The 16,464-nt window shown below is 63.3% G+C and carries 13 protein-coding genes; 10 read left to right on the top strand and 3 right to left on the bottom strand.

The features are described 5' to 3' along the window. Positions 1 to 209: 209 nt before the first annotated feature. Complete coding sequence (locus ACZ9GA_RS02320) at positions 210 to 1,046, bottom strand: isocitrate lyase/PEP mutase family protein (protein ID WP_457357389.1); 837 nt, start codon at positions 1,044 to 1,046, stop codon at positions 210 to 212. 155 nt (positions 1,047 to 1,201) lie between these two features. Here ACZ9GA_RS02320 and ACZ9GA_RS02315 point away from each other — a divergent pair, with 155 nt between their 5' ends. The 4 genes from ACZ9GA_RS02315 to ACZ9GA_RS02300 all read left to right on the top strand — a co-directional run bounded on the left by ACZ9GA_RS02315 (position 1,202) and on the right by ACZ9GA_RS02300 (position 8,258). Beyond that, on the top strand, positions 1,202 to 1,906 hold the full coding sequence (locus ACZ9GA_RS02315) for a putative quinol monooxygenase (protein ID WP_457357391.1): 705 nt from the start codon (positions 1,202 to 1,204) through the stop codon (positions 1,904 to 1,906). Positions 1,907 to 2,245: 339 nt separating this feature from the next. Continuing rightward, positions 2,246 to 2,644: a lysozyme inhibitor LprI family protein gene (locus ACZ9GA_RS02310; protein ID WP_457357393.1), complete on the top strand. Its 399-nt coding sequence runs from the start codon at positions 2,246 to 2,248 to the stop codon at positions 2,642 to 2,644. A 541-nt stretch (positions 2,645 to 3,185) separates the two neighbouring features. Further along, positions 3,186 to 6,053, top strand: coding sequence for a chemotaxis protein CheB (locus ACZ9GA_RS02305; protein ID WP_457357394.1), 2,868 nt, complete (start codon positions 3,186 to 3,188; stop codon positions 6,051 to 6,053). 3 nt (positions 6,054 to 6,056) lie between these two features. Continuing rightward, positions 6,057 to 8,258, top strand: a complete 2,202-nt coding sequence (locus tag ACZ9GA_RS02300) for a putative bifunctional diguanylate cyclase/phosphodiesterase (RefSeq protein ID WP_457357396.1) — start codon at positions 6,057 to 6,059, stop codon at positions 8,256 to 8,258. Here the strand turns inward: ACZ9GA_RS02300 and ppk2 are convergent. Both ppk2 and ACZ9GA_RS02290 read right to left on the bottom strand, forming a co-directional pair. Further along, positions 8,252 to 9,145 (bottom strand): polyphosphate kinase 2, encoded by an 894-nt coding sequence (gene ppk2, locus ACZ9GA_RS02295; RefSeq protein ID WP_457363594.1) that lies wholly within the window; start codon positions 9,143 to 9,145, stop codon positions 8,252 to 8,254. The two genes, ACZ9GA_RS02300 and ppk2, sit on opposite strands and share 7 nt — an antisense overlap. 93 nt (positions 9,146 to 9,238) lie before the next feature. Then, on the bottom strand, positions 9,239 to 9,571 hold the full coding sequence (locus ACZ9GA_RS02290; RefSeq protein ID WP_457357398.1) for a type II toxin-antitoxin system HicB family antitoxin: 333 nt from the start codon (positions 9,569 to 9,571) through the stop codon (positions 9,239 to 9,241). 441 nt (positions 9,572 to 10,012) lie between these two features. Here ACZ9GA_RS02290 and ACZ9GA_RS02285 point away from each other — a divergent pair, with 441 nt between their 5' ends. The 6 genes from ACZ9GA_RS02285 to ACZ9GA_RS02260 all read left to right on the top strand — a co-directional run bounded on the left by ACZ9GA_RS02285 (position 10,013) and on the right by ACZ9GA_RS02260 (position 16,382). Beyond that, positions 10,013 to 10,411: a DUF4087 domain-containing protein gene (locus ACZ9GA_RS02285; protein ID WP_457357400.1), complete on the top strand. Its 399-nt coding sequence runs from the start codon at positions 10,013 to 10,015 to the stop codon at positions 10,409 to 10,411. A gap of 195 nt (positions 10,412 to 10,606) precedes the next feature. Next, positions 10,607 to 11,245, top strand: a complete 639-nt coding sequence (locus tag ACZ9GA_RS02280) for a DJ-1/PfpI family protein (protein ID WP_457357402.1) — start codon at positions 10,607 to 10,609, stop codon at positions 11,243 to 11,245. Between the two features lie 185 nt (positions 11,246 to 11,430). Next, positions 11,431 to 11,976: a fimbrial protein gene (locus ACZ9GA_RS02275; protein WP_457357404.1), complete on the top strand. Its 546-nt coding sequence runs from the start codon at positions 11,431 to 11,433 to the stop codon at positions 11,974 to 11,976. Between the two features lie 69 nt (positions 11,977 to 12,045). Then, positions 12,046 to 12,771, top strand: a complete 726-nt coding sequence (locus tag ACZ9GA_RS02270; protein ID WP_457357405.1) for a fimbrial biogenesis chaperone — start codon at positions 12,046 to 12,048, stop codon at positions 12,769 to 12,771. A gap of 57 nt (positions 12,772 to 12,828) precedes the next feature. Next, positions 12,829 to 15,342, top strand: a complete 2,514-nt coding sequence (locus ACZ9GA_RS02265; RefSeq protein WP_457357407.1) for a fimbria/pilus outer membrane usher protein — start codon at positions 12,829 to 12,831, stop codon at positions 15,340 to 15,342. Next, positions 15,339 to 16,382, top strand: a complete 1,044-nt coding sequence (locus ACZ9GA_RS02260) for a fimbrial protein (protein WP_457357409.1) — start codon at positions 15,339 to 15,341, stop codon at positions 16,380 to 16,382. The genes ACZ9GA_RS02265 and ACZ9GA_RS02260 overlap by 4 nt, the downstream gene beginning before the upstream one ends. The last annotated feature ends 82 nt before the right edge of the window (positions 16,383 to 16,464 follow it).

Here is a 16,464-nt window from a genome sequence, read left to right as displayed (position 1 = left end):
TTCAGCTTAGCCGCGTTTCAGGCTGAGGTTTGTGGTGGCCACTACACCGTCCTGTGGGAGCAAAGCTTGCTCGCGATGGCATCGACGCCTAATCCAGGAAAACCGCGTCGTCTGCATCGCGAGCAAGCTTTGCTCCCACAGTGGGCACCTCTACAAGACAGTTGCTGCTTCCCGAGTTGCGCCCGGTCCCACAAGGGTCAGGCCGGGCTTCAAGGGTTCGGGGTTGGCCCCATCAGGGTATTGGCTTCGCGAAACGTCAGCGCGGCATCGGCGTAGTCGAAGCTGCCGCCATTTTTGACTTCCAACGCGGCCCGCATGAACGCCCCCAAGGCCGCGCGAGCAAATGAGCTGCCCACGCTCACCCGGCGCACGCCTGCCCTTTCAAGCTCGCCGACGGTCAGTTTCGAACCCGCCAACCCCATCACCACATTCACCGGCTTGCCCAGCGCCTCGCACACCAATCCAATCGCCTCAAGGTTGGGCAGGGACGGCGCAAACAATACATCAGCACCTGCCCGCTCAAATGCCACCAGGCGGCGGATGGTGTCGTCCAGGTCATGAAGCCCTGCGCTGAAGTTCTCCGCACGGGCCACGAAAGTGAACGGAAACGGCAGGCTGCGGGCCGCTTCGACACCGGCAATGATGCGTTCCAGGGCATGGTTGAAGTCATAGATCGGCGAGGCAGCGTTACCCGTGGCGTCCTCGATCGAGCCGCCCACCAGGCCAACCTCCCCCGCCAGGCGGATGGTAGTTGCGACTTGCTCGGGGCTGTCGCCAAAGCCGTTTTCCAGATCCGCGCTGACGGGCAGGTTCGTGGCCCGCACGATGGCCTGGGCATTGGCCAGGGTTTCGCTGCGCGACACCGCGCCCTCGCCGTCACGGCGGCCCAGGCTGAAGGCCAGGCCGGCGCTGGTGGTGGCGATGGCCGGGTAGCCCAGTGATTCGAGGATCTTCGCGCTGCCGGCGTCCCAGGCATTGGGGAGGACGAACAGCTTTGGGCGGGTGTGCAGCCCCTGGAAGGCCAGGGCTTTGTCGAGGGTTTGCATGGTGGGCCTCACTAAATCGAGCGAGGTTTAAGTTGTAGCAGATCGATATCCATCGCCAGAGCCATCGCCACATCGCACGCACCGCCTAAAGATTCGCTCATCGGATTCGTATTTCCTGACTGCTATCCACCCCGGATCAATCAAGGAAAAGATCGATGAAGTCACTGCATGCGCTCGCCGCCCTGGCCCTGGCCACCGGCATCACGGCTACCGCCCAAGCCGCCGAGCCCATCTTCGAAAGCCTGGCCACCCTGCACGTGGTGCCTGCGCAACTGGCATCCTTCACCGCCGCCCTGCGCGACAACGCCGCCCACGCACGCACCGAACCTGGCAACCTGTCGTTCTCCCTGCTCCAGTCGCAGACCGATCCGGACACCTTGTATGTACTGGAACAATGGAAAGACAAGGCCGCCTATGACGCCCACCTCAAGCAGCCCAAGCTAGTGGCCATGCATGAACTGGCCAAGACCGCGCTGCTGGGCAGCATCGACCACACCACCCTGCACCCCATCGCCCCAGGCAGCGACCCGCAGCCAGCGCACATTGATCACTCGCCCACTACCAGCAACGTGTTGTTGTTCCTGACGCTCAAGCCGGGCGCGCTGGACTCGGTGCGCAGCACCATCGCCCAGGTGTCCCCTACCTTCCGTGCAGCGCCCGGCAACCAGGTGTTCGATGTGTACCAGGACCAGGAGCATCCTGAGCAACTGGTGCAGGTGGAGCGCTGGACTGACGAGGCGCAGCATCAGGAAAACCTGAAGCGGCCGGTGATCCAGCTGATTCGTGCAGGCTACAAGGACACCCTGGCCAAGCCGATGATGTCGGGGCGTGTGCCGGTGAATGACATTACTGAGGGGTAAACCCCAGACAACAAAAAACCCGCCGAAGCGGGTTTTTTGTTGGCCTGTTCAACTCCCTGTCGAAGTGAATCCTTTCGTGGCCTGTCTTCCGTGACGCCGGGCAAATCCTTTGCCTCAGCTGTTGGGTGTAGATTACGGCGGTGGACGGGTTTCCCATAGAGGAGATCGGGAGCACGGCGTGTAAGACATCGGCTATAGGTGCTGCAGCCAATGCCGCGCATGGGGTAGGCTTTTGGAACATGCCCCGGACCGCGGCGTCTTACATTTGCTCATGGTTTTCCCAGGCGCAACGCCCGCTGCCGCGGTAATGTGCCGGCCCATTTTTCAAGGACAGACCTCATGCCCTCTCGCCTGCTGTTGCTCGCTGCATTGTTCACCTCCTGCGCGGCCGTGGCCGCTACGGAGCCCAAGCTGGACTGCGCCAACGCCAGCACCACCGTGGCAATGACCCAATGCGCGGCGATGGACGCCGATGCCGCCGAGGCCAAACTGAATGCGGCCTACAAGGTGCTGGTGAAAAATCTCACCCAGCCCGACACCGCCACCGACAACTACACCCTGATGCGCCAGAAGCTGCAGGCTGCGCAACGTGCGTGGATCAAGTTTCGCGATGCCGATTGTGATGCGGTGTATCAGGTGAATAGCAGCGGCACCTTGCGTGGCTTGGCGGCGGTGGGCTGCAAGCGCCAACGCGCCGAGCAGCGCACCCGGGAACTGCAAGCCTACCTGGCGCCCTGACACCCGTAGCGGCGGCGGTACTGTGTGAGCCCCGCGAGTCTGCAGCCAGGCACAAGGCCAGCGCAGCCTGCGGCAGCGGCTACAACGCCTGTCTGTAGCCGCTGCCGCCAGGCTGCGCTGGACCGAGTGAACACCACGCATCCCCAGCGAGGCACAGGGCCAGCGCAGCCTGCGGCAGCGGCTACAACGCCTGTCCGTAGCCGCTGCCGCCAGGCTGCGCTGGAACGCGTGAACACCACACATCCCCAGCGAGGCACAGGTCCAGCGCAGCCTGCGGCAGCGGCTACACCGCCTGTCTGTAGCCGCTGCCGCCAGGCTGCGCTGGAACGGGTGAACACCACGCATCCCTAGCGAGGCACAGGGCCAGCGCAGCCTGCGGCAGCGGCTACACCGCCTGCCCGTAGCCGCTGCCGCCAGGCTGCGCTGGACCGGGTGAACACCGCACATCTCCAGCGAGGCACAAGGCCCGCCCCCCTACACCAGCGGCTACGGAGTAAACCCGTTAAGATGGGCCTTCCTCCCCCTTGTCGCAGGCTGCCCCGTGTCATCGATCAACACTCAGCCTGCCGACGCGCCCATCGTCGCCCTCGGCGCTTCCGCCGGCGGCCTGGAGGCGCTGGAGCGTTTCCTGCAATCAATGCCCGTGGACACGGGTGCAAGCTTCATCGTGGTTCAACACTTGGACCCGGACCACCCCAGCCTGCTGACCGAGATACTGGGCCGCGCCACGTCCATGGCGGTGGTGGAGGCCTGCAACGGCGCCCGCCTGGCCGCCAACACCGTTCAAGTGATCCCACCCAACCAAGACCTGCGCCTGGCCGGCGATGCCCTGGCGCTCAGCCCCCGGCAACACAGCGCCGGCCTGAACCTGCCGATCGATGCCTGTTTTACTTCCCTGGCCGAGCAACACGGCGCCCGCGCCGTGGGCATCGTGCTGTCGGGCACCGGCAGCGACGGCACCCTGGGTTGCCGGGCCATCCTCGACCACGGCGGCAGGACGCTGGTGCAGTCCCCCGAGGAAGCTACCTACGCGGGCATGCCCGACAGCGCCATCCAGGCCGGCAACGCCACCCACGTGCTGAGCGTGCAGCAAATGCCCGGCGCCGTGATGGGCAAGGCCACAGCCACCACCACCGGCGTGCTGCAACAGATGCTGCTGCACCTGCGTAGCGCCACCGGCCACGATTTCACCCAATACAAGACCAGCACCATCGCCCGCCGCATCGAGCGACGCATGCAGGTGCAACAGATCAGCGATGAATCGGAGTACCTGGCACTGCTGCGCGAAAGCCCCTCTGAAAGCCAGTTGCTGTTCAATGAGCTATTGATCAACGTCACCCAGTTCTTCCGCGACCCCGAAGCGTTCCAGGTGATGCAGGCGCAAATACTGGAGCCACTGCTGGCAGCCAAGCCGCGCGACGGCGTGCTGCGCGTGTGGGTAGCGGGCTGCGCCAGTGGTGAGGAGGCCTATTCGGTGGCCATCTTGCTGCACGAATTGCTGCACACCTATGGGCTGGCGCTGACCATACAGTTTTTTGCCACCGACCTGGATGCCGACGCCATCACTACCGCGCGCGCCGGGCTGTACCCGGTCAGCATCGCCGCCGACATGAGCGCCGAGCGCCTCAAGCGCTACTTCATCCAGGAGGAAAGCGGCTACCGGGTGCGCAAGGAAATCCGCGAAATGATCGTGTTCGCGATGCAGAACGTGATCAAGGACCCGCCCTTCACGCGCCTTGATCTGCTGTGTTGCCGCAACCTGATGATCTACCTGGCCCAGGCCCTGCAAAACCGCCTGATTCCCAGCTTCCACTACGCGCTCAAACCGGGCGGGGTGCTGTTCCTGTCGCCATCGGAAAGCATCGGCGGGCATGCCAGCCTGTTCGCGCCCATTCACCGCAAATGGAAGTTCTACCGGGCAATCAAATCGCCCGCCCCCAAATCCATGCCGTTGGACAGCAGCCTGTCGTGGGTGCCTGAACGGATCAGCAAACTACCGGACCACCCAGCCAAAATGATCAGGGAAACCAACATTGCCGAACTCACCCGCCGCGCCCTGCTGCAGGACTTCGGCCCAGCCTCGGCGGTTACTGACCTTGCCGGCAACATCCTGTACATCCATGGCGACACCGGCAATTACCTGCGCCCGGCGCCCGGCCAGGCCAGCCTGAATGTCATCGACATGGCCCGTGAAGGCCTGCAGCTGGAGTTGCGCAGTGCCGTTCAGCGCGCCGGCACCAGCACCGAGACCATTGTCTCGCCGCAGCTGACCGTCATCGGCCCGGGTGCCCCGGTGCAGGTCAGCCTGACCGTCCGTCGCATGGTGGACAGCGCCCAAGGCGAGCGGTTGCTGCTGATCACCTTCCAGGAGCCACCCGCAAGCAGCGTCGCTCCCCCCGTCAAACCCGCCAAGCGCGGCACGCCCACGCAGTCTACCGAGCAGATCAGCCGCCTTGAACGAGACCTGGCCTACACCCGCGAGAACCTGCAGGCCACCATCGATGAGCTACAGGACGCCAACGAAGAGCTGAGCTCCACCAACGAGGAAATGCAGTCCACCAATGAAGAACTGCAGTCGTCCAACGAAGAGCTGGAAACCTCCCGCGAAGAGCTGCAATCGGTCAACGAAGAGCTCGTGACCGTCAACGCCGAGCTGCAAGCCAAGATCGAGCAGCTGGGCGACATGCAAAACGATATGAAGAACCTGCTCGACAGCATCAATATCGGGACTATATTCCTTGATACCCGACTGACCCTGCGACGCTTCACCCGTGACGCGGTGAAGATCTATCGCCTGATCCCCAAGGACGTCGGGCGGCCTTTGGCCGACATCACCTCGTACCTGGAATCCATCGACCTTCTGATCCCGGCGCAAGCAGTACTGGATACCCTGATACCCCGTGAGATAGAGCTGTGCACGACATCAGGCGATTGGTTTCTGGCCCGGTTGCTGCCTTACCGGACCCTGGACAACGTGATAGACGGCGTAGTGATGACCTTCCATGACATCAACACGCGCATGGCCAACGAACAGGCGGTGCAAGCCGCTCGCGAGCTGGCCGAGGCCATTGTCGATACCGTGATCGAGCCGTTGCTGGTGCTCGATCAGGATTTGCGCGTGGTGTCCGCCAGCCGCTCCTATTATCGAAACTTTCAGACCAGCGGGGAGCAAAGCATGGGGCGCAGGCTTTTCGAACTGGGCAATGGCCGCTGGGACAACGCCGCGCTTCGCACGCAGCTAGGTACCATCCTGGAAGAAAACACCAGCTTCGACGGCTTTGAGCTGCAGCAGACCCTTCCCGATGCCGGGCTGCAAACCATCACCCTCAATGCCCGTCGCGTGGCTGGCAAGGGCGTGCGGCCGCATTTGATCCTGCTGGCCATGCAACTTCAGCGCACCGAGCACTGACCCGTGAAAACTCCGACGCCTTCACCCGCGCCGCAGCGGGCGGACGACGTCGGCGGCAATGACCGGCTGTTACAGGAACTGCAGGCCCACCAGATCGAACTGCGCATGCAGAACGAAGAGCTGCGCCACGCCCAGGTGGCCCTGGAAGCCTCCCGCGACCTGTACCTGGATTTGTATGAACACGCACCAGTGGGCTACCTGACCGTCAGCCTGGAAGGCATGATCCAGGCGGTCAACCAGACCGGTGAGCAACTGTTGGGCTACCCCCGCGAGCTGTTGCTCAAGCGCCGCTTTGCCAGCCGCGTGATAACCGATGACCATGATCGCTGGCATCAGGTATTCATGCGGGTATGCCGCGGGGCGTTGCCCGAGGAATGCGAACTCGGCCTCACCCGGCCCGACGGCAGCCACTGGGTGGCGCGCCTAAACTGCGTGCGGCATGGTGAGTGCCACTCCACGGTGCGCATCACCCTGACGGACCTGACCTCGCGACGGCAGATCGAGCGCCGCCTGAACCTGGCGGCCAGTGTGTTCACCCATGCCCGCGAGGGCATCATGATTACCGACGCCCAGGCCTGCATCGTCGACGTCAACGACGCCTTCACCACCATCACGGGCTACCCCCGCGAGCACGCCCTGGGCAAGAACCCGCGCTTTCTCGCCTCCGGCAACAACCAGCCCGAGCACTACCGAGACCTGTGGCGCTGCCTGCTGGAAGACAACCACTGGCAGGGCGATCTGTGGAATCGACGGCGCAATGGCGAAACCTTCGCCACCCGCCAGACCATCACCGCCATCCTCGACTCCCAGGGCCTGGTGCAGAACTACGTGTCGCTGTTCACCGACGTCACCGAACTGCATGAACACCAGCGCCAGCTGGAATACATCGCTCACTACGACCCCCTGACCCACCTGCCCAACCGCGTGATGCTGGCCTCGCGCATGCAGCAAGCCATGCTCCGCGCGCAGAAGCTGGGGGGCAAACTGGCACTGGCCTACCTGGACCTGGACGGCTTCAAGGCCATCAACGACCTGCACGGCCACGAATGTGGCGACAAGGTACTGACCACCGTGGCCCGGCGCATGAAGCACACCCTGCGCGATGCCTGCACCCTGGCCCGGCTGGGCGGCGACGAGTTCGTGGCACTGATCGTCGACCTGGACCAAGTAGTCGACAGCCTGCCCATGCTCGAACGGCTGCTGACGGCGGCCAGCGACGTCATGCACCTGGGCCCACTGGAGATAGAGCTGTCGGCCAGCATCGGCGTCAGCTATTACCCCCAGGAAGGCGAAGTCAGTGCCGACCAGCTGCTGCGCCAGGCCGACCAGGCCATGTACCAGGCCAAGCTGGCAGGCAAGAACCGCTTCCACGTGTTCGATGCCCAGCACGACCTGGACCTGCGCGGCCACAATGCGCGGCTGGACCGCATCGACCGGGCCATTCGCGAGCATGAACTGCGTTTGTATTACCAGCCCAAGGTCAACCTGCGTACCGGCCAGGTGGTGGGCGCCGAAGCCTTGGTGCGCTGGCAGCATCCGGACCACGGCCTGATGAAACCCGAGAGCTTCCTGCCCTGGATCGAGGGCAACGCGCTGTCGGAGGTAATCGGTGACTGGGTGCTGGAGAGCGCCTTGCAGCAGATCCAGGACTGGCAGGGCAATGGCGTGCAGCTACCGGTCAGCATCAACGTCGGTGCCCGGCAACTTCAACACCCGGACTTCGTCGCCAACCTGATGGATCGCTTGGCAGCGCACCCGCAGGTCCACCCACGCATGCTGATGATCGAGATCCTGGAAACCAGCGCCCTGGAAGACATAGACGGCGTCACCCAGACGCTGCGCACCTGCGCGGCCATGGGCGTACGCTTCGCGTTGGACGACTTCGGCACCGGCTACTCGTCGCTCAGCTACCTCAAGCGCCTGCCGGTGGCGCAGTTGAAGATCGACCAGACCTTTGTCCAGGGCATGCTCGATGCCCCCGAAGACATCTCCATCCTGCAGGCCATCCTTGGCCTGGCCAACGCCTTCGGGCGCGAGATCATCGCCGAGGGCGTCGACAACGCCGCCCAGGCTCAGCGCCTGTTGCAGATGGGCTGCGAGTTGGCCCAGGGCTTCGGCATCGCCCAACCCATGGTGGCCGACGCCCTGCCCGCATGGATCGAGCGTTGGCAGGCCAACCCGGTGTGGCAGCCCGGGCTTCAGTAAACCTGCGGCACGAACAGTTCGGCGGGCACTGGCGTGCGGGTGTAGTCTTCCTGGCGTTCGCGTTGCGGCAATTCGATCACCGGGTGCGCGACCTCTTCATAGGGCATCTGCCCCAGCAGGTGGCTGATGCAGTTCAGGCGCGCCTTTTTCTTGTCGTCGGCCTGCACCACCCACCACGGCGCTTCATGGATATGGGTGCGCTGCAGCATGACTTCCTTGGCCTTGGTGTAAGCCTCCCAACGGCGCCGCGACTCCAGGTCCATGGGGCTGAGCTTCCATTGCTTGAGCGGGTCGTGAATGCGGCTGAGGAAGCGCAGGTGCTGTTCCTGGTCGGAAATGGAGAACCAGTACTTGATCAGCTGAATACCCGAACGGGCCAGCATGCGCTCGAACTCCGGTACGGTACGGAAGAACTCTTCGTACTGTTCATCGTTGCAGAAGCCCATGACCTTCTCCACGCCCGCGCGGTTGTACCAACTACGGTCGAACAGCACGATCTCCCCCGCCGCCGGCAAGTGGGACACATAGCGCTGGAAATACCACTGGGTGCGCTCGCGATCATTGGGCGCCGGCAACGCCGCCACCCGGCATACCCGCGGGTTCAGCCGCTGGGTAATGCGCTTGATCACCCCACCCTTGCCCGCCGCATCGCGCCCTTCGAACAGGATGACCACCTTGTGGCCGGTCTTGACCACCCAGCTCTGCAGCTTGACCAACTCGCCCTGCAAGCGGAACAGCTCGGCAAAATATTGCCGCCGTGCCTGCTTCTCGGCGCTTTCCGGGACGTTGTTGTCGAACAGCACGTCAAAGTCGTGGTCGTCTTCCATCAGTTCCAGTTCAAGCTCTTCGTCACCGTGATCGACCAGCTCACGGTGAATGCGGCGCATCAGGGTATCGGGGCTGGCGTGCATGACGGGGCTCACTTTGATGTCGGACGTTTCCGAAATCTTAGGGAGACTTTGTGACTGGGTGGTGAAGCTTCAAGCGTGGGCGGCGCGCTCGAATACTTCATCTGCCCATTGATTCAGACTTTTGCCCGCCGCTTGCGCAGCGATGGTAGCCGCGGCATGAACCTCGGGTCGAATTCGCAACATCACCTTACCCGAGGCAGGCTTCTCGGGGCTTATTCCACGCTCCGCGCAGTCCAGCAGATAATCATCTACGGCAAGCGCCAACTGCCGATGAAGCGCATCCACCGAATGGGCATGAAAACTGATGATGTCCCGCACGCCCAGAAGGCGGCCGACGAAAATATCATCACGCGGATCAAATTCCACACGCGCGGTGTAGCCCTTATATGTCATGCAATTCATGATGAAACTCCGAGAGCCCTCGCGCTCATCTATTCGCCCTCCGAGACCGAGCACCAGCGACTCAATTTCGGCAAAGATAATCGACGCACTCGTGGGCCTTCGACCGATGGCGGCGAGCGTTTTTCTAAATTTGCTCTTCTTCGCCGCATGCTATCAATTAATGATAGCAGACATCCAAGAGGCTTTGTTTCCATATGTGTTTGAGCCGATCGCCTAGATAACAAAGGCTCAAAACGCCATCATGAAATTTGTGACTACCTCGTCACTTTTAGCACTACGCCATCAAAAGTACTCACCACGCTACATTTTTGACACCACAAACCGTCAATATAATGTTACTAATAGTGTGGATATCAAGAAGCCAATCCCATTCTCATTTTCACCCGGCGGTCGCTCTAGCCTGATGCTTACAGACCGCCCTCACCAAGACACGGAGGTCTTATGCGTCTTTCCTGCCTTCCCGCCCTGCTCGCCGTCTCCCTGATGCCCCTGGCCCATGCTGCCGAGCCCGAGGAACACCTGTGTGGCTGGTACGAAAACCCGATGCCGCGGGTCATCAACCTGATTGACCACGACGGCAGCTGGAAAGTGGCCACCTCCGACGGCTACAGCGCACCGGGGCAGAAGCCGGTGTTCCGTTCCAGCCAGTGGGTGCGCACCAATGGTGACTATGGCTATGGCTGCGCGTGCCTGTCGGGGGACATCGATGAGCAGACCCACACCGTCAACGCCATCACCGCCGCCACACCGCGCACGCTGGCGGCGTGCCGGGCAGACACCAGCCTGCGCGAGCCGTCGGGGCTCAAGGGCAAGAATGTGGTGGGTGCGATCGTGATGTAGGCCGGCTTCTGTAGCCGCTGCCGCCAGGCTGCGCTGGCGGTGAGCCTCACGGGAAATCCGCAGGGCTCACACCGGCCAGCGCAGCCTGGCGACAGCGGCTACCAGCTTGGTTTGGCTTGATCTGTGTGATTGTTGTCATTCAGGCCAACCCCAGAAAGGTGATGATTAAGGCCACTTACCGCCTTGGAGCCTATCATGCGCCCTACCCTCACCGAACTGGTCCGCCAGCGCACCCTGGACATCAACTTGCTGCTGTACCCGGAGGTCGAGATCCTCGACTTCGCCGGCCCCTATGAAGTGTTCAGCGTGGCAAGCCGTGTGGCCCTGCGCGACGGCGTGCTGCCCCACAATGCCTTCCGCGTGCACACCGTGGCGGCCGATCCTGACCTGGTGCGCGCCCGCTACAACTTGCGCGTACAGGCCGATGCCAGCCTGAGCACCGCCGGGCCCTGCGATGTGCTGATTGTGCCCGGCGGCGTGGTTGACCAGCCGCTGGCGCATCACCCTACCCTGGATTGGGTCGCGAGCACCGCTGCGCGCACGGCGCTGGTCACCTCGGTGTGCACCGGCGCGCTGATCCTGGCCAAGGCAGGCGTGATCACCAACCAGCGGGTCACCACCCATTGGGGTGACCTTCAGTTGCTGCAAAGCGAGTACCCCGCCCTCGAGGTGGTGGCCGACGTTCCCTACGTAGACCTGGGCGCCTTGATTACTTCCGCGGGCATTGCCGCCGGCATCGACATGAGCCTGCACGTGGTGGCACGTGTACTGGGCATTGAAACCGCCCATTCCACCGCACGGCAGATGCAGTACAGCTGGGCTGAACAGCTCTAGATCAGGCATTCCAGAGCCCCTTCAGAAATTTCGCAGTTTCTGTCGGAAAAATCGCGGAAACAATCAGAAACCGCCGATTATCCCCACACATCCCCACAGTCAGAATCTCTGCATCGAGGTCACCCGCCTGCCTCGACAGACATTCCGAACCCGGCCACGGATGGCATTTACCCTGTGGAGTCCCTATGAACGTTCTTACCCGAGCCGCCCTGCTGACCATGGCCTGCACCGCCGGCCTGACCTCTTACGCCCAGGCAGCTGATGGCGAAATCAATTTTACCGGCAGCATCACCAACAGTACGTGCGCCATTTCCGTGGGCGACACCACCGGTGGCATTGCCGGCGAAGTGAAGCTGGGCACCGTGCCGCTGGGCAGCCTGGCCGCAGCCGGCAACGTCGGCGGTGGTGGTGCGTTCTCGCTGTTCATCGACGACAGTGACGCCGCGTGCGACCTGACCGGCAAGAAGGCCACCGTGACCTTCCTGGGCCTGACCGGCGTCGACGGTCCGGCCGGCCAATGGCTGGGCGTTGATAAAGTCACCGGCCACGCCACCAACGTCGCCATTCAACTCAAGGATGCCAAAGGCAACGAGGTTCGCGTCTCGGAGCCCTCCAGCGAATACCTGCAACTCAAGGAACCCCTGCGCTTCACCGCCAACTACATCGCCACCGGCAAGGCCACCGCTGGCCCGGCCAATGGCAAGGCCGCCTTCACCGTGAACATTCAGTAAGTTCTTCTGGCTGCGGTGCCCGCCTGCCCGACAGGCGCGGCATCCGCGGACGCGACCGAGGTAACCGCCATGTTCCATCCCTACCTGCGTACCAGCCTGGCAGCACTCCTGCTGCTGGCCAGCGCCAACACTGTGGCCGGCATCAGCCTGAGCCATACCCGGCTGATCTTCGAAGGCCAGCGCAACGACGTCTCAATCACCCTGGGCAATGCCACCACCCGCCCCTACGCGGTGCAGACCTGGGTCAACACCGAAGCGGACGACAACAGCCTGGCGGCCCCCTTCATCGCAACGCCCCCGCTGTTCCGCCTGGAGGGGCGCAAGGAACAGCTGGTGCGCGTCGTGCGTACCGGCAACATACCGGTAACCGATCGCGAGTCGGTGTTCTACTTCAACGCCCAGGAAATTCCCGCCGCCAGCGCCGAGGACAATGTGCTCAAGGTGGCGCTGCGCACCCGCATCAAACTGTTTTACCGCCCTGCCGGGCTCAAGGGCAGCCTGCTTGACGCCCTGCCAACGCTCAGTTGGTCGTGGTCCAGCAGCAATGGCAAGTCAATGCTCAGGGTGGACAACCCTTCAGCCTTCCATGTGTCCTTCATCGACATCCAGATCGGCAGCGGCAAGCAGCGTATCGAGGTCGCCGCCCCAATGATGGTCGCGCCGTTTTCCCATAAGGAGTATCCGGTCACGCTGGCACCGGGGGCACACCCCGATGCCGTGTATTTTTCAGCCATCAACGACCATGGCGGCTACACCGAACCCGCCCGCGTAGACCTGCCCACATTGGCGCGCTGACGCCCACTGCTGACGACGCCGTCTGTGACGCAGTGGCCGCGTCGAGTTGAAACCATCATGCCCAACGCCCACAACACAACGCCGGCCCCCGTGCGCGCGCTCGACCGGCTGCGCTGCCTGCTCGCCCTTTCCAGCGCCCTCGGCGCTTGCCCGGTACTGGCTGACAGTGCCGAATTCGACAGCAGTTTCCTGCAACCCTTCGCCGGCACAGGCGCTGGCCCCAACCTGGACCTGGACGCCATCACCCGCAGCAGCGTCATCGGTCCTGGCACCTACCCCGTTACCCTGCGCTTGAACCAGAGCTTCTTTGACCGTCGCCAGGTCACGTTCGCGAAACCTGAGGGCCGCGACGAGGTCAGGCCCTGCCTGACCGCTGCCCTGCTGGATGAACTGGGGGTCAAGGGCTACGATCGAGGCGCCGGGACGCTGGCGCCCACAGGCTGCGTCGAGCTGGAAGCTGCGGTGCCAGGGGCCTCGGTCAGCTTCGATGGCAACCAGTTGACCCTGGACCTGTTAGTGCCACAGATTGCCCTGCGGCGCGATGCCATCGGCTATGTGGCAGAGCAGCAATGGGACAGCGGCATCAACGCCGGCCTGCTCAATTACCAGTTCAATGCCACCCAGGCCCACAGCGACCAGCAGGGCCAGAGCGCCCAGTACAGTCTCTACACCCGCAGCGGCCTCAACGTGGCTGGCTGGCGGCTGCGGGCCAACTCGGTACTGTCCCAGGACGGCCAGGCCACCCGGCGCTGGCAGCGCACCAGCACCTATGCACAGCGGGACCTGCCAGGGCGGCTGGGCACACTGACCCTGGGCGAAAGCTTTACCCCGGGCGATGTGTTCGACAGCCTGCCACTGCGCGGCGTGCAGGTGGCCAGCGACATGGGCATGTTGCCCGACTCGCTGCAAGGCTACGCGCCCATCATCCGTGGCGTGGCGCAAACGTACGCGCGGGTGGATGTGAAGCAGAACGGTTATGCCCTGTATTCCACCTACGTGCCGCCGGGCCCGTTCGAGATCAGCGACCTCACTGCGGCGGCCGGCAGCGGCGAACTGGAAGTGCTGATAACCGAAGCCGATGGCCGCGAACAGCGTTTTACCCAACCGTATGCCACCTTGGGCAACCTGCTGCGAAGAGGCATCTGGCGCTACAGTGCCGCCTATGGCCGCTACAACAGCAGTGACGAAAACCAGCCGCCCTTCGGTCAGGCGTCGCTTGCCTACGGCCTGCCCATGGACTTCACCCTTTACGGTGGCGTGCTTGGCGCAGACTTTCATCAGCAAGGGCAGTTGGGCCTGGGCAAGAACCTGGGCAGCCTGGGCGCCCTGTCGGTGGATGTCAGCCACGCCGTCACTGACAACCCGCATGGGCCGACCGACCACGGCCAAAGCTATCGCTGGCGATTCGGCAAGGCTTTCGCCAGCGGCACCTCGGTGCGCTTTGCCGGCTATCGCTATTCCACCCGCGGTTACCGTGATTTTCCCGAAGCCGTTGCCCAACAGCACCCGCTGGCCGGCGGCCGTTACACCAAGCGCAGCAAGCTGGAAGCCAGCGTTGCCCAGCCATTGGCCAAGGGCTCGATGTACCTCAACCTCAGCCAGCAGGACTACTGGGGCACACGGCGTCAGGACCAGCAGTTACAGCTGGGCTACAACGGCTACTGGCGCGGCCTGAACTTCGGCGTCTATGCCAGCAAGGCCCTGGACGACAACCACGGCCAGGACAAGATGCTGGCCGTGACCCTGTCGGTGCCGCTGGGCAACGGCAGCAACGCCAGCTACGGCGTAACCCGCAATGCCGATGCCAGCCTGGACCAGCGCGCGGGCCTGAACGGGCGCGTGGCAGGCCAAGAGCACCTGGGCTATAACTTGGACCTCAGCCATTCCAGCCGGGGCACCCACGCTGCCACCGGCTCGCTGAACTACCTGGCGCCCTACGCGCAAATGGGCGCCAGCCTCAGCCATGGCAGCGGCTACCGTCAGGCCACTGTCAGCGCGTCCGGGTCGCTGCTGGCCCACGCCGATGGCTTGGTGCTGGGGCAGACTTCCGGGGAAACCATGGCGTTGGTACATGTCCCGGACACACCCGATGTTGGCGTGATGAATGCCCCGGCATCGCTCACGGATGCCAAAGGATACCTGCTGGTACCCTTCCTCACCCCCTATCGCAAGAACCGCCTGGCCTTGGACAGTGGCCTGGTCGATACCCAGGTCGATATCGACAACGGTGTCGGCTACGCGGTGCCGCGCCGTGGCGCGGTGGTCAAGGCAGTGTTCCAAGCCAGCCGTTCGGACAAAGTGGTGGCGGTGCTGAAACTGGCCAACGGGGCGACGCCACCGTTCGGCAGCAAAGTCATGGTTGGCGCCCAGACGGTCGCGGTCGTCGGCCCTGGCGGGCAAGTACTGCTATCGATCAAGCCAGACAACCAGGTGTTCATCGCGCGTTGGGGGCAAGGCAACACGCAGCAGTGCCACTTCTCGATCCCCTGGCCCCAGCCGCCGGCCCAGGGACACTACCCCACTATCGGGGCCATGTGCACATCCCTCGCCCCACAGGAGCCGCAACCATGAACCGCATCTTCACCCATTGCGCCGCCACCGGCGTGTTGCTCGCCGCCCCGGCGGCATGGGCAGTGTGCCCCCCACCCAACACGGTCAACCAGCACGATATGGGCGAGGTGTTCATCCCGCGCGATGCTCCGCCGGGCTCGCAAATTGCTCAGAACGCGGCGGGTCAGGCTTACTCCATCGAATGCCCCCGCAACCGTGTCGGCCATCACATGCTGATCGGTCCGCGGCTGGCGTCGATAACCGCAGCCGCGCAAAGCAACACCTCCATCAGCAAAGGGGACCACCTGTACGACTCCGGGGTGAAAGGCATCGGCATCGCGGTGCAGCACACCCGCGGCTGGATTTGCCTGTCCGGTCAGTACATCCTCCCCAACGATGCCTTCTTCCCATTTACCGGCGAGATATGCCCCCAGGGCGGTTCCACGCCGCAGTATCCGTACTACAACAAATCGACGGTTTACCTGGTCAAGACCGGCCCCATTGACCTGGGCCGCCATGTGATCAACAAGACGCTGTACAGCATCGATTACAACGGCACGCAATGGGCAACCGGAACCCTGAAGGCTGCCGTGACCGTGTCCGGGTGTGAGCTGCCGGGCGCCCCGTTCAAGCAAATCGACGTGCGCCTGGGTGATCACGACAAGAACGTTTTTACAGGCAAAGGCAGCGCTACCCAATCAGTGCAGTTCGACATCCCCCTGCATGGCTGCCTGGGCCACACTGAAGATACCTATGCCTGGAACTACTTCAAAGGCAATTACGCCAACATCAGACTCGACCCCGCCCAGGGCGCCCCGGTGATCGATGCCGCACAAGGCGTGCTGGGCCTCAAACCAGACTCCACGGCGTCTGGGGTGGGTGTGCAGGTGTTGCAGCCCGACGGCACGCCGATGGTGCTGGGCCAGGAAGTCCGTCTCAACAGAATTGAAAACGGCACCACCCTGGTGCCGTTGAAAGCGCGCTATGTGCAAACCACTGAGCAAAGCCCTGAACCCGGTTCTGCCAACAGCGCCGCCAATTTCACCGTGACCTATCAGTGAGGCGGACAACGCTGACAAACCGCATCGCCCTCGTCGCGAGCAAGGTCGAGCGCGACCCCGGTTGCTCCCACAGTGGTGAGCC

Source organism: Pseudomonas sp. TE3644, from assembly GCF_056278815.1.
Note: the sequence above shows the minus strand (reverse complement) of the source record. Positions and strands in the feature narration are given on the sequence as shown.